Source organism: Duganella rivi (assembly GCF_009857435.1).
In the GTDB taxonomy this organism is placed as follows: Bacteria; Pseudomonadota; Gammaproteobacteria; order Burkholderiales; family Burkholderiaceae_D; genus Rugamonas; species Rugamonas rivi.
Genome location: NZ_WWCK01000006.1, coordinates 439,226 through 451,425, shown reverse-complemented (window position 1 = coordinate 451,425; position 12,200 = coordinate 439,226). Strand labels below are relative to the sequence as shown.

The 12,200-nt window shown below is 60.7% G+C and carries 15 protein-coding genes; 8 read left to right on the top strand and 7 right to left on the bottom strand.

Annotated elements, in window-relative coordinates:
- Positions 1 to 3: 3 nt before the first annotated feature.
- Genes GTP45_RS21505 through GTP45_RS21495 form a run of 3 tightly spaced genes read right to left on the bottom strand, consistent with a single transcriptional unit; the run spans position 4 to position 3,685 of the window.
- The gene (locus tag GTP45_RS21505) at positions 4 to 906 is read right to left on the bottom strand and encodes a branched-chain amino acid ABC transporter permease (protein WP_161015894.1); all 903 of its coding nucleotides are present in this window, start codon (positions 904 to 906) and stop codon (positions 4 to 6) included.
- A complete protein-coding gene (locus GTP45_RS21500) occupies positions 906 to 1,724 on the bottom strand; it encodes an ABC transporter ATP-binding protein (protein WP_229258577.1) in 819 nt (272 codons plus the stop codon). Before GTP45_RS21500 ends, GTP45_RS21505 begins: the two co-directional genes overlap by 1 nt.
- 14 nt (positions 1,725 to 1,738) lie before the next feature.
- Positions 1,739 to 3,685 (bottom strand): AMP-binding protein, encoded by a 1,947-nt coding sequence (locus GTP45_RS21495; protein WP_229258597.1) that lies wholly within the window; start codon positions 3,683 to 3,685, stop codon positions 1,739 to 1,741.
- A gap of 108 nt (positions 3,686 to 3,793) precedes the next feature.
- Here GTP45_RS21495 and GTP45_RS21490 point away from each other — a divergent pair, with 108 nt between their 5' ends.
- Positions 3,794 to 4,483 carry a Crp/Fnr family transcriptional regulator gene (locus GTP45_RS21490; RefSeq protein WP_161015891.1) on the top strand — a complete coding sequence of 230 codons (690 nt, stop codon included), beginning with the start codon at positions 3,794 to 3,796 and terminating at the stop codon, positions 4,481 to 4,483.
- 61 nt (positions 4,484 to 4,544) lie between these two features.
- Here GTP45_RS21490 and GTP45_RS29355 read toward each other — a convergent pair whose 3' ends face one another.
- On the bottom strand, positions 4,545 to 4,769 hold the full coding sequence (locus GTP45_RS29355; protein WP_371874498.1) for a HigA family addiction module antitoxin: 225 nt from the start codon (positions 4,767 to 4,769) through the stop codon (positions 4,545 to 4,547).
- A 36-nt stretch (positions 4,770 to 4,805) separates the two neighbouring features.
- Positions 4,806 to 5,084, bottom strand: a complete 279-nt coding sequence (locus tag GTP45_RS21480) for a type II toxin-antitoxin system RelE/ParE family toxin (RefSeq protein ID WP_161015890.1) — start codon at positions 5,082 to 5,084, stop codon at positions 4,806 to 4,808.
- 125 nt (positions 5,085 to 5,209) lie between these two features.
- On the opposite strand from GTP45_RS21480, the gene GTP45_RS21475 reads away from it, so the two are divergent.
- The 6 genes from GTP45_RS21475 (at position 5,210) to GTP45_RS21450 (ending at position 10,034) form a co-directional block, all read left to right on the top strand.
- The gene (locus tag GTP45_RS21475; RefSeq protein WP_161015889.1) at positions 5,210 to 7,027 is read left to right on the top strand and encodes an aminopeptidase P family protein; all 1,818 of its coding nucleotides are present in this window, start codon (positions 5,210 to 5,212) and stop codon (positions 7,025 to 7,027) included.
- Positions 7,024 to 7,272, top strand: coding sequence for a hypothetical protein (locus GTP45_RS21470; RefSeq protein ID WP_161015888.1), 249 nt, complete (start codon positions 7,024 to 7,026; stop codon positions 7,270 to 7,272). Before GTP45_RS21475 ends, GTP45_RS21470 begins: the two co-directional genes overlap by 4 nt.
- A gap of 14 nt (positions 7,273 to 7,286) precedes the next feature.
- Positions 7,287 to 8,033, top strand: a complete 747-nt coding sequence (locus tag GTP45_RS21465) for an MgtC/SapB family protein (protein WP_161015887.1) — start codon at positions 7,287 to 7,289, stop codon at positions 8,031 to 8,033.
- Positions 8,034 to 8,035: 2 nt separating this feature from the next.
- Positions 8,036 to 8,614, top strand: a complete 579-nt coding sequence (locus tag GTP45_RS21460; RefSeq protein ID WP_161015886.1) for a DUF924 family protein — start codon at positions 8,036 to 8,038, stop codon at positions 8,612 to 8,614.
- Complete coding sequence (locus GTP45_RS21455; protein ID WP_161015885.1) at positions 8,614 to 9,438, top strand: Rossmann-like and DUF2520 domain-containing protein; 825 nt, start codon at positions 8,614 to 8,616, stop codon at positions 9,436 to 9,438. The genes GTP45_RS21460 and GTP45_RS21455 overlap by 1 nt, the downstream gene beginning before the upstream one ends.
- Before the next feature lie 233 nt (positions 9,439 to 9,671).
- Complete coding sequence (locus GTP45_RS21450; protein WP_161015884.1) at positions 9,672 to 10,034, top strand: hypothetical protein; 363 nt, start codon at positions 9,672 to 9,674, stop codon at positions 10,032 to 10,034.
- Between the two features lie 6 nt (positions 10,035 to 10,040).
- Here the strand turns inward: GTP45_RS21450 and GTP45_RS21445 are convergent, their stop codons facing one another.
- Positions 10,041 to 10,622 carry a putative pterin-binding protein gene (locus tag GTP45_RS21445; RefSeq protein WP_161015883.1) on the bottom strand — a complete coding sequence of 194 codons (582 nt, stop codon included), beginning with the start codon at positions 10,620 to 10,622 and terminating at the stop codon, positions 10,041 to 10,043.
- A 42-nt stretch (positions 10,623 to 10,664) separates the two neighbouring features.
- Between GTP45_RS21445 and GTP45_RS21440 the strand changes: the two genes are divergently transcribed.
- The gene (locus tag GTP45_RS21440) at positions 10,665 to 11,261 is read left to right on the top strand and encodes an alpha-ketoglutarate-dependent dioxygenase AlkB family protein (protein WP_161015882.1); all 597 of its coding nucleotides are present in this window, start codon (positions 10,665 to 10,667) and stop codon (positions 11,259 to 11,261) included.
- Here the strand turns inward: GTP45_RS21440 and GTP45_RS21435 are convergent.
- On the bottom strand, positions 11,233 to 12,153 hold the full coding sequence (locus tag GTP45_RS21435) for a MerR family transcriptional regulator (protein ID WP_161015881.1): 921 nt from the start codon (positions 12,151 to 12,153) through the stop codon (positions 11,233 to 11,235). The two genes, GTP45_RS21440 and GTP45_RS21435, sit on opposite strands and share 29 nt — an antisense overlap.
- Positions 12,154 to 12,200: the final 47 nt, after the last annotated feature.

Below are 12,200 nucleotides of genomic sequence, written 5' to 3'. Positions count from 1 at the left end.
GGCTCAGATCCTTCGGATGATTTTTTCGCCGAACAGCCCTTCGGGCCGCACCAGCAGGAACAACAGGGCCAGCACGTAAGGGAACCATCCCTCGATGCCGCCGCCGACCATCGGGCCGATGTACACCTCGGCCAGTTTTTCCGACGCGCCGATAATCAGGCCGCCGACAATCGCGCCCGGCATGGAAGTGAAGCCGCCGAGGATCAGCACCGGCAGTGCCTTCAGCGCCACGAAGGTCAGCGCGAACTGCACGCCATTGCGCGCGCCCCACAGCATGCCCGCCACCAGCGCCACCAGGCCCGCCACGGCCCACAGCACGGCCCAGATGCGTTGCAGCGGAATGCCGACGGCTAGTGCGGCTTGGTGATCGTCGGCCACGGCGCGCAAGGCGCGGCCTACCTTGGTTTTCGAGAACAGCAGGGCCAGCGAGGTGACCAACAAGCCGCACACCAGCGCCGCCATGATGTCGAATTGCGAGACGAGGATGTTGTAGTTGTCCATCAGGTACTGCGACGGCACGTCTTCAATCGGCAGTTCCAGCTTGCGCACTTGGGCGCCGAACACCAGCTGCGCCAAGCCTTCGATGAAAAACGCCAGTCCGATGGTCGCCATGAATAGTGTGATCTCCGGCTGATTGACCAAGGGCCGCAGCACCACGCGTTCAATTGATAGGCCGAGCAGAATCATGACCGCGACAGTGATCGGCAGCGCGATCCACAGCGACACGCCTAGCTTGTCCATCACGCCGACGCAGGTCAGCGCGGCGAAGTACACCATCGCACCTTGCGCAAAATTGAATACGCCGGAGGCCTTGTAGATCAGCACAAAGCCAATCGCCACCAGCGCATACATCACGCCGGATAGCAGGCCGCCGATCAGCACTTCAAAGAAGAAGTTGAGATTCATTAGCAGCCCACCCCAAGGTAAGCGTTGATCACATTCTGATTGCTGCGTACTTCGTCCGGCGTGCCGTCGCCGATTTTTTTGCCGTAGTCGAGCACCACCACGCGATCCGAGATATCCATCACCACGCCCATGTCATGCTCGATCAGCACAATGGTGGTGCCGAATTGGTCGTTCACGTCGAGTATGAAGCGGCACATGTCCTGCTTTTCTTCGACGTTCATGCCGGCCATGGGTTCGTCGAGCAGCAGGATTTCCGGCTCGGCGGCCAGCGCGCGGCCTAGCTCCACGCGCTTTTGCAAGCCGTAGGGCAGGCGGCCCACCGGCGTTTTGCGGATGGCTTGAATCTCTAAAAAATCGATGATTTCTTCCGCCTTGATGCGGTGGGCGATTTCCTCGCGCCGCGCCGGGCCCCAATACAAGGCCTGCATCAGGAAGTTGGATTTCATCTTCAGGTTACGGCCGGTCATGATGTTGTCCAGCACTGTCATACCCTTGAACAGGGCGATATTCTGGAAGGTGCGGGCGATGCCGGATTTGGCGGCGGCGTAGCAATCCATATTCTTGCGTACCTCGCCGCGATAGACGATCTGGCCTTGCTGCGGGCGGTACACGCCGTTGATCACGTTCAGCATCGAGCTTTTGCCGGCGCCATTTGGGCCGATGATGGCGCGGATCTCGTGCTGGCGCACGTCGAAGGAAATGTCGGTCAGCGCCTTCACGCCGCCGAACGACAGCGAGATGTTTTTCAGGTCGAGGATGACCGGGCCGATTTCGCGCTTGGTGGTGACAAAGTGGGCGTCTGGTTCATTCATCTGCATATGCGCCTCCTCCGTCATGCCGCTGCCTGCACGGCAGGATAGGTTTTGCAGCTGTCGATTTTGAGATCGGCCGCCACCACGCCGCTGCGGCCATCCTCAAACTTGACTTGCGTCTCGATGTATTGCGAGGTCTTGCCGCCGTAAAGCGCGATGATCAGCACCGCGTATTTTTCAGCGATGAATTTGCGGCGCACTTTGCGCGTGCGGGTCAGCTCGTCATCATCGGGATCGAGCTCCTTGTGCAAGACGAGGAAGCGGTGGATTTGCGTGTCGCTCATGGCCGGCTCGGCGGCGAGGTCGGCGTTGACTTGTTCGATGCAGTCGCGCACCAGCCCGTACACGGCCGGATGCGCGGCCAGATCCGTGTAGCCGGAATAGGCAATGCTGCGCCGTTCGGCCCAGTTGCCCACCGCTTCCATATCAATGTTGATGAAAGCGCACACCTCGTCGCGCTGGTGGCCAAACACCACCGCTTCCTTGATGAAGGGGAAGAACTTGAGCTTGTTTTCGACGTAGTTGGGCGCGAAAATGGCGCCGCTGTTCATGCGGCCGACGTCGGCCGCACGGTCGATGATTTTGAGATGGCCTTCGTGGTCGAACAGGCCGGCGTCGCCGGTGTGGAAATAGCCATGTTCATCGATCGCTTCGGCGGTGGCGTCCGGGCGCTTGTAGTAACAGTCCATTAACGTCGGCGATTTGACGAGAACTTCGCCGTTATCGGCCAGCTTCACCTCCACGCCTGGGGCAGGCAGGCCAACGCTGTCGAACTTGATCTGGCCGTCCGGTTGCAAACAGATGTAGGCGCAGGTTTCGGTCGATCCGTAAAATTGCTTCAAGTTGACGCCAATTGAGCGATAAAAGCGGAATAAATCGGGGCCGATCGCGGCGCCTGCCGTGTAGGCGACGCGGATGCGTGACATCCCAAGCACGTTCTTCAGCGGGCCGTAGACCAGCATCTTGCCGACGGCGTAGCGCAGGCGTTCGCCCAGTGCCACCGGCTTGCTGTCTAAAATTTGAGCACCGCAGCGGCGCGCCACACCCATGAAGTAATGGAACATGCGGCGTTTGATGGCGCCGGCGTCTTCCATGCGGATCATCACCGTGGTCAGCATGTTTTCGAACACGCGCGGCGGGGCGAAGTAATAAGTCGGGCCGATTTCGCGCATATCGGTCATGACGGTTTCGCCGGATTCCGGGCAATTGACCGTGAAACCGGCAGTCATTGCCTGCGCGAAGGAGAACAGGCAGTCGCCCACCCACGCCATTGGCAGGTAGGAGAGGATGTCTTCCTCATCAGTTAGCTTCTCGAAACCGACGCCGCCATCGCCCGCCGCCAGCAGTGCGGCGTGGGTTTGGCACACGCCCTTGGGCTTGCCGGTGGTGCCGGAGGTGTACAGGATGATGGCATTGTCGCTGGCGCGGCCTTCGGCCACTTGCGCATCAAAGAAACCGGGATGAGCTTTGTCCCAGGCGCGCCCCATGTCCTGAAGGCGGGCGAAAGAGATCAGGCTGGGCTGGCGGTAGTGGCGCATGCCGCGCTCGTCGTCGTAGGCGATATGGCGTATGTGCGGATACAACGTTTGCAATTCGAGCAACTTGTCGACTTGCTCCTGGTCTTCGACAATGGCGTAATGGATTTCGGCGTTTTCCAGTACGTAGGCCATGTCGGCGGCGGGCGCGTCCTGGTACAGCGGCACCGGCACGCCACCGAGGCATTGGGCGGCCAGCATCGACCAGTACAGGCGCGGACGGTTGTCGCCGATGATGGCGAGATTCATGCCCCGTTCGAAGCCGAGCGCGGCCAGTCCGCAGGCGAGGGCGCGCACTTCGTCGTTGACCTGGGCCCAGTTCCAGCTTTGCCAGATGCCCAGGTATTTTTCTCGAAACGCGGGTTTCCCCGGCCGGACTTGGCCATGGGCGAGCAAGCGGCGAGGAAAAGTCTCGTAAGCTGTTTGCACCAGTGTCTCCTGTTGCTGTTTCTTTTTGTGTGATGATATTAGCGTGCCGCGAGAAGGCAGGTTGTCTTTTCGACGACAATTGGCCGACTTTCTATGGTGCATTGCAAAAAAATGTCTGATCGAAACCAAATCACTTTGCAGGAAGCGTTGCGTTCGGCGATCTGGGCGAAAGACTTGACGCCGGAACAAATGGCGCGGGTCGAAGCCGATACGTTTGAAACTTTTGTGCCCAAGGGCGGTTATGTCTGCCGTAAGGGCGACATGGTGGAGAATTGGCTCGGCATTATCGACGGCATGGTGAAGATGAATAATTTCTCTTCCGATGGTAAAAGCGTGACATTTACCGGCGTGCCTCCCGGCGGCTGGTTTGGCGAGGGCACGGTTTTAAAAAACGAAATACTCAAATACGATGCGATGGCCTTGCGCGACAGCCGGATTGCGCGCATGCCGGCAGCTACTTTTATGTGGCTATTGGATAGCAGCTTGCCTTTTACGCGGTTTTTGTTGATGCAATTAAATGAGCGTTTGGGGCAGTTTATCGGGATGGTAGAGAATGACCGCTTATTAAATCCTGATACGCGGGTGGCGCGCTGTTTGGCATCGTTATTTCATTCGCATTTATATCCGGGCTTGGACAAGATCGTACATATCTCGCAGGAAGAATTGGGATTATTATCCGGCGCCTCGCGCCAGCGCGCGAATCAGGCGCTGCAGCTTTTGGAGAAACAGGGATTGCTGAGTTTGGATTACGGCGGCATCCGCATCCTCGATTTGGACGGATTACGGCGCTACGAGGCATAGCGCCTATATTTTCGCCCAATCCATGCCAATTATTGGCACGAATCTGCCAAAATTCGGCATACTAAGCGGCATTACGCAGCCGCTCCCGCCAGCGATCCTGCATCTCTTGTAGCCGAATCCAGCTTCCCACAGACCGGCCTGTAGCCTTTGAAAGACGCTCCGCCATGGCCGGACTGATCCTTGATTGGCCATTTAAAAGCCGATGCACTGTCGACGGAGATACGCCTAATTGTCCAGCAAATTGGCGAGCACTAACTTCATTTGGCTTTAGGTATAATTCAGCAATAAATTCGCCGGTAGGTCGGCGGATTGTACATTTTCATTACTGATAATCCTCATAGTCAATCACATAAGCATTGCTGCTTTCCAATTCGAATGTCAGTCGCCAGTTTTCATTTACCTTTATAGACCAACGCGGTTTTTTCACTTCTTTCAGTAAGTGGAAATTTAAACCGGTCTGATCCATATCCTCTGCGGCTCCAGCCGTATCCAATGCCGCTAGTAAATTTTTTAGGCGCATCGCATGATGAGGTTGTATTCCTCTCAGGCTACCGGACTCAAAAAACAGGCCTAATCCCTTGTGGCGAAATGAGACAATCATGATCAATATAGCCCTTGGTTGTTAACACAACAAGCTGAGCCATTAAATCATTCGCCTACACAGCCGTTTAGCGGCAGATCAAGTAATCGCGGTATCATAGGGGCAAGATATTTTGAGCTTTCCCCATGAATACTCCAGACCCTTCCCAAGTCGCCGAGCGCCTCGCGCTGTTGCGGGCGGCCATGCGCCAGCAGCATATTGATGCGCTGATGATTCCGTCCGCCGATCCCCACCTGTCCGAATATTTGCCCGAACGCTGGCAAGGCCGCGAATGGGCGTCCGGTTTTACCGGCTCGGTCGGCACCCTGATCATCACGCCGGAATTCGCCGGTATCTGGACTGATGCCCGCTATTGGACGCAAGCCGAACAGCAATTGGCTGAAACGGGCATTCAGCTGATGAAGCTGACCTCCGGCGCCAGCGTGCAATATGTTGACTGGCTGGCAAGCCACCTGAAGTCCGGCCAAACGCTGGCTGTCGATGGCACCGTGCTCGGCCTCGCCATCGCTCGCCTGCTGCAAACCGCGCTGGACGCCAAAGACGTCAAGCTGCGTACCGAACTCGACTTGCTGGAACAAGTCTGGCCAGACCGTCCAGCGTTGCCGGCCGCGTCGATATACGAGCATCTGCCGCCCTACGCCTCGAAAAGCCGCAGCGGCAAGCTGGCCGACCTGCGCGCCGCCATGCAGCAAGCCGGCGCCAACCGTCATCTGATTTCGACGCTGGACGATATCGCCTACCTGTTCAACCTGCGCGGCGCTGACGTCAATTTCAACCCGATCTTCCTGTCGCACGCCCTGATCACAGCCACCCGCGCCACGTTATACGTGGCTGATGGCAAGATTTCACCGGAATTGCGCACCGCGCTGGCCGACGAAGGCATCGACGTCGCCCCCTACGCCTCGGCCGCCGCCGCGCTGGCCGCCTTGCCTGCCGACGCCGCCGTACTGCTCGACCCGCGCCGCATCACTTACGGCACCCGCCAGTGGATCCCGGCCAAGGTGAAGGTCATTGAATCGATCAACCCGACCACGCTGGCCAAGTCGCGCAAGAGCGAGCAGGACGCCATCCATGTGCGCGCCACCATGGAACAGGACGGCGCCGCCCTGTGCGAATTCTTCACTTGGCTGGAACAAACCCTGGCCAATCCCCAGCGCGATCCACTGACCGAGCTGGAGATCGACAAGCAAATCACCGCCGCCCGCGCGCGCCGTCCCGGCTTCATCAGCCCAAGCTTTGCGACCATCGCCGGCTTTGGCCCCAACGGCGCGATCATGCATTACCGCGCCACTGAGGCGCGCCACGCCACCATCGAGGGCAACAACCTGCTGCTGATCGATTCCGGCGGCCAATACCTGGGCGGCACCACCGACATCACCCGCGTGGTGGCGGTAGGCCGCATCACCGACGAGCACCGCCGCGATTTCACGCTGGTACTGAAAGGCATGATCGCCTTGTCCGCCGCCCGCTTCCCGCGCGGCGCCAAGTCGCCAATGCTGGACGCCATCGCCCGCGCGCCGCTGTGGGCCGAGGGACTGGACTTCGGCCACGGCACCGGCCACGGCGTCGGCTACTTCCTGAATGTGCACGAAGGCCCGCAGTCGATTTCGCCATCCACCATGCCGGAAGCGCACACGGCGATGGAGCCGGGCATGATTACTTCCATTGAACCGGGCTTGTACCGTCCCGGCCGCTGGGGCATCCGCATCGAGAACCTGGTGCTGAACCGCGCCGCCGGGCAGACCGAGTTTGGCGAATTCCTCAACTTTGAAACGCTGACCCTGTGCCCGATCGACACCCGCTGCATTGAACCAACGCTGCTGCGCGACGATGAGAAACGCTGGCTCAACGATTACCACGCCACGGTGCGCAAGCGCCTGTCGCCGCTGCTGTCGGGCGATGCGCTGGCATGGCTGGAACAACGCACGGAGGTGCTGGCATGAGCGGACGCGCAACCAAGGCCACCACGGCGGTCGACCGCCTGAAACGCCGCAGCGGCAACGAAAAATATTCGATGTCGGTGACCGGCAGCGGTCACTTCTTCCTGTCCGACGGCGCCGGCAATCCGCCGCTGTGCCCGCCGATGGAGCTCGATGATTTCGTCGCCTTCGTTAAAACCATTGCACCGGAAGCGCCCAAGCGCGTGAGCAAGCTCGATATCGCGTTCGAAAAACAGCTTAAAAAATAAGAAAGAGGCGCACCATGCCCGCCATCGAATTCCTGCAAGCCTATTGGTCTCATGCCGAGATCGCCACCAACGCGGTGATCCTGTTGAACTTGCTGGGCGCCTTGGCGCTGGGCTTGCTGGTGGGCTATGAGCGCTCTTACCATGGGCGCGCCGCCGGCATGCGCACCTACGGCCTGGTGTGCATGGCTTCGGCTGCACTGACTGTGATCGGCGGCTATCCGGGACATTGGTTTGGCGGCCATGTGTCGCAGTACCTGGTGAATTCCGATCCGACCCGCGTCATTCAAGGCATCGTCACCGGCATCGGCTTCCTCGGCGCCGGCGTCATCATGCGCGAAGGCTTTAATATTAGTGGGCTGACTACGGCGGCCTCGATCTGGGCCTCGTCAGTCATCGGCGTGATGGTCGGCGTGGGCTTTTACCTCGGCGCCATCGGGCTGGCTATCTTGTGCGCTGGCTCGATGATTTTCCTGACCCGGGTGGAAGCGTGGCTGCCATCGCGCCATGCGATTGCGATTACCATGCGCTTCAAGGCTGGCTATAAGCCGCAGGAGCCGGCGCTGAGGGAGATGGCCTTGCAGCGCGGCTATGAAATCGCCGGCGGCTCGATGATGATAGGCAGCGAGGGCGGCATGCAGGAATGGCGCTTCGTGGCGATCGCCCTCAGTAAGCGCAGTGGCGCGACGATGGCGGTATTATCGGCGGAGTTAGCCGAATTTGATGGCATTCACAGCTTCCAGCTCACCCACGCACGCAACTGAATATGAACGCACAAGCGCAGGCAGTCTTTGATTTCTGGTTTGCGGGCACGGACGCGCAGCGGCGCGTATGGTTCCAAAAGGACGACGCCTTCGACCGCGAGATCGAGCAACGCTTCGGCGACGAGATTGCGCAGGCGCTGGAAGGCGGTCTGCGCCAGTGGGATGCCGAAGGCCCGCAAGCCGCGCTGGCGCGCATCCTGCTGCTCGACCAGTTTTGCCGCAACGTGCATCGCGGCACGCCGCTGGCGTTTGCCGGCGACCACCTGGCCCTGCAGGCCGCGCTCGATATGATCGAGGCCGGCGACGACCAGTTGTTGCCGCCTTTGCAGCGCGCCTTTGTCTACCTGCCGCTGGAGCATGCGGAAGACATGGCGATGCAGGAGCAGGCCGTCGCCTTGTTCACGGGGCTGGCCGAGACCGGGGCCGGCAATCAGGGCTTGGCCGGCATGCTCGACTTTGCCAAGCGCCATCGCGAGGTGATACACCGCTTCGGTCGCTTCCCGCATCGCAACGCCATTCTTGACCGGCCATCGACGCCGGCCGAGTTGGCCTTCCTCAAGCAGCCGGGATCGGGGTTCTAATGGGACAGACGGTCAATCTGATCGGCGCTGGCCATGTCGGCCGCGTGCTGGGCAAACTGCTGGCGGCGCAAGGCTTCCGCATTCAGCGAGTGCTGACGCGTTCGCCGGCCTCGGCGCAGCACGCGGTGGACTTTATCGGCGCGGGCAGCGTCGCGACTGCATATGACCAGCTGCAGCCGGCGGCCATCCATGTACTGGCGGTGGGCGACGACCAGATCGTGCCGGCCAGCGAGGCCTTGGCGCGCGCAGTGCCCTTGCACGGCAGCATAGTGTTTCATTGCAGCGGCGCGCTGGCGTCGGATCGCTTGCAGGCCGCGCGCGACGCCGGTGCGCTGGTCGCCAGCGTGCACCCGATCCGCAGTTTTGCCGATCCGGCGGCGGTGGTTGCACAATTTTCAGGCACGTTCTGCGGCATTGAGGGGGATGAAGGCGCGCTGGCGGTGCTGACGCCGGCCTTGCAGGCCATCGGCGCGCAGCCGGTGACTATCAACGCCGCCGCCAAGACGGTGTACCACGCGGCCGCCGTGTTCGCCAGTAACTACCTCGTGACGGTGCTGGACGCCGCGCTGCGCGCCTACCAGGCAGCAGGCATTCCCGAGCCGGTGGCGCGCCAGTTGGCGCAGCCACTGGCCAGCGAATCGATGGCGAATGTGTTCCGCCTTGGCGCCGCCGCCGCACTCAGCGGGCCCATCGCGCGCGGCGACCTGGCCACCGTGGCGCGCCAGCAAGCAGCGGTTAGCGCGTGGGATGAGGAAACCGGAGCGTTGTATCGGTCTCTTATTGCTCCGACCACAGACTTAGCCCGGAGAAAACAGCAGAAATAGCATATAAGTACGTAACTCCTTGCAAATTACTACTTAACAACTATATTTTAAGTAGGTGTAACCTTTGTCAAGGACAGTTGTTTGCAGTTGTATTGCTACGAATTCACAAAATAAGTACCGGGATGTGTCGACAAACCTCTGAATTAGCAATAAGCTTGATTCTTGGAATCTTTTCTACAAGAATCAAGCTGCAAGCTTAACCGGCGCCAAATCTGGATAGTAGGGGTAAGAACATGTTATTTCTGAAAAGTACGACCGTAACGAAAGCGCCTGGGATTTACGACGTTGATGTCGCTGCCAAGCCGCCTGGCAAAACCTTCGGCGTGTTCATCGCCACCGACCCGGACAATCCTCCGGCGGAAGTGCTGGCGCAACTGGCCGCGCTGGGATTCAAACAGACCTACAGCGGCGGCTACACCCACAAAGACCGCGGCAAGGTGCTGGATCTGCACTTCCAAAAAGCCGGTACCGACCTGTTCGAAGGCTGGAAAGCCGAAGAACTGGAAGCCAATATGGCTGCCATCAACGCGCTGTTCAACGGCGTCGGCATCACCATCACGCCACGCGTGATGAGCTTGGCTGAAGCTTACGCTTAATTTGCACTAAGCCTGTACGTCGATGTGATACAAGCCCCAGGGGCATAGGCCGAAGCGGTCAGAGACCGGCTTGGCCGCCATGTCGGGGACTTTGTCTGCGTCGTACACGGCCCACAGCGGCCCCAGGCCGCCCAGCGCCATCGGTGCGCCATCCAGATGGGTGGCCACGATGTAGCGCTGCGCTTTCGCTTGCGCCACCGTCACGACGGCGGCGAAACCATCAATCGCGCGCAGCACCAGTTTGCTGTTGTCGTTCATCCTGGCGCCAGCCGCCTTCATCACATCCAGCAGCAGCGGACCGCGCAGCGTGTGCTGCTTGCCATCGTATTCCAGCGTCGGCTTGATGGTGACGGCGGGCAGCGCGGTCAGCGCCGCGTAGTCGAAGGTGTGCGCCTTGTCGAAGCTGAGCTTTTGCTTGACCATCATCTGATCCCGCACCGGGTCGAGCTTGCCGCGGTTGCCCGCGCCGATGGCGCCGGTGACGGTCAGCAGGACGGGGCCGCTGGCGGCGGCGGCATGCGCCGGCGCGGCAATGGCGGCAGACAAGCCGGCCAATGCGGCCGTGCCCAGGAACTGGCGTTTCTTCATGCAATCACTCCTAGTATGCGTAGTGCCGGTATCATACCGCGCATGGACTTATTTGCCGACGACGCCCAGCTCACGCCGATTCCCATCGACGATGGCGAACTGTGGTTCCAGCAGCGGCTGGCGCTGGACCTGGCGCCGGACGAGGTGATGCGCCGCCTGCTGGCCGAGACCGACTGGCGCGAAGAACAGATCCAGGTCTGGGGTAAATTGCACATGCAGCCGCGCCTGTCGGCGTGGCACGGCGAGGCCAGCTACCGCTATTCCGGCAAGACCTTCCATCCGCAGCCGTTCACCGCGCTGCAGCTGCACATCAAGCAAGCCGTCGAACGCGCGACCGGACGGCGCTTCAACAGCGTGCTGCTCAACTACTACCGCGACGAGCGCGACAGCATGGGCTTCCATGCCGACGATGAGCGCGAGCTGGGCCCCGAGCCGGCCATCGCCTCGGTCAGCTTCGGCGCGCCGCGCACGTTCATCCTCAAGCACCGCACGCTGCCGAAAACGGTCAAGCTGGCGCTGGGCGACGGCTGCCTGCTGCTGATGGCGGGCGCGCTGCAGCAGCACTGGCTGCATGGCATCAACAAGGAACGCACACCGCGCGGGCCGCGCGTCAATTTGACCTTCCGCCTGATTGCCTGAATGGCAGCGGCTCTGCGTTGTGGTGGCTGCGCCACTCTGCCACCGCCGATTCGATCCGCTCCAGTTCACGGAACAGCAGCACGCCGTTTTGCTGCGGCAGATCGCCTGGCACGCCGCCACCCCCGGCCCACAACGTTACTGTGGGCGGCAGTGCAGTGCGGATGTCGTGCAGCATCTGCGTGACCTGCTTGCGCGAGCTGAAGGAACTGAACGACAACCCGACGATGTCGGCGTCCGCTTCGCGCGCAGCTTCGATGATCTCGTTCATCGGCAGCCCGGTGCCCATCTGAACGCATGGCGCGGCCAATGTGGCCAGGACGGCTTCCACCATCAGGTTACCGAGCCCGTGCTGTTCGCCGTGGAGCGTCGCCAGCATTACCCGCGGCCGGCCGGACGCCGAATGCATGGTGGACAGGGCGTTGTGAATCAGCATGGACACCTGCACGCCGTATGCGTGTTCACAGCGTACCGGCAGCCAACCTTGCTGCCATGCGTCGCCCACTTCGGCGTTCAGCGGCGCCAGGATATCGATGATGAAGCGGCGCAAGCCCAGCGCCATCAGGCGCTGCTGCAGCAGATTGCGGAACTCGTCGAAGCGGTATTGGCGCAGTAGCTGGATTGCCGCATGCTGTGGCCGCTCTGGCGCGCGTGCGGCCTCGACCAGTTCGGTCAGGTCGGCGCCGCCGCTGAGCAGTTTGCCCGCGCGGTAGCCTTGCCCCAGCAAGCGCCGGATCTTCAGCAGCCGCTCAATCTGATGGGCGGGGTACACGCGGTGGCCGAACTCGTCGCGCAGCGGTCGCGGAAAGCCGTAGCGGCGCTCCCACATGCGCTGTGTCGCTTGTGGAATGCCAGTGTGTCTTTCGACATCTCCGATGGGCATCAATGTCATCATGCTGTCTCCCTGATGCCACCAGTGTACTGCGCCGTGCAAGCCTCGGG

Bases quoted from the DNA above. Each gene is read 5' to 3' on its own strand.
- GTP45_RS21455 (WP_161015885.1), top strand. From the start codon at position 8,614: ATGGGACAGACGGTCAATCTGATCGGCGCTGGCCATGTCGGCCGCGTG.
- GTP45_RS21505 (WP_161015894.1), bottom strand. From the start codon at position 906: ATGAATCTCAACTTCTTCTTTGAAGTGCTGATCGGCGGCCTGCTATCC.
- GTP45_RS21490 (WP_161015891.1), top strand. From the start codon at position 3,794: ATGTCTGATCGAAACCAAATCACTTTGCAGGAAGCGTTGCGTTCGGCG.
- GTP45_RS21440 (WP_161015882.1), top strand. From the start codon at position 10,665: ATGGACTTATTTGCCGACGACGCCCAGCTCACGCCGATTCCCATCGAC.
- GTP45_RS21450 (WP_161015884.1), top strand. From the start codon at position 9,672: ATGTTATTTCTGAAAAGTACGACCGTAACGAAAGCGCCTGGGATTTAC.
- GTP45_RS21445 (WP_161015883.1), bottom strand. From the start codon at position 10,622: ATGAAGAAACGCCAGTTCCTGGGCACGGCCGCATTGGCCGGCTTGTCT.
- GTP45_RS21465 (WP_161015887.1), top strand. From the start codon at position 7,287: ATGCCCGCCATCGAATTCCTGCAAGCCTATTGGTCTCATGCCGAGATC.
- GTP45_RS21480 (WP_161015890.1), bottom strand. From the start codon at position 5,084: ATGATTGTCTCATTTCGCCACAAGGGATTAGGCCTGTTTTTTGAGTCC.
- GTP45_RS21460 (WP_161015886.1), top strand. From the start codon at position 8,036: ATGAACGCACAAGCGCAGGCAGTCTTTGATTTCTGGTTTGCGGGCACG.
- GTP45_RS21435 (WP_161015881.1), bottom strand. From the start codon at position 12,153: ATGATGACATTGATGCCCATCGGAGATGTCGAAAGACACACTGGCATT.
- GTP45_RS21500 (WP_229258577.1), bottom strand. From the start codon at position 1,724: ATGCAGATGAATGAACCAGACGCCCACTTTGTCACCACCAAGCGCGAA.
- GTP45_RS21475 (WP_161015889.1), top strand. From the start codon at position 5,210: ATGAATACTCCAGACCCTTCCCAAGTCGCCGAGCGCCTCGCGCTGTTG.
- GTP45_RS21470 (WP_161015888.1), top strand. From the start codon at position 7,024: ATGAGCGGACGCGCAACCAAGGCCACCACGGCGGTCGACCGCCTGAAA.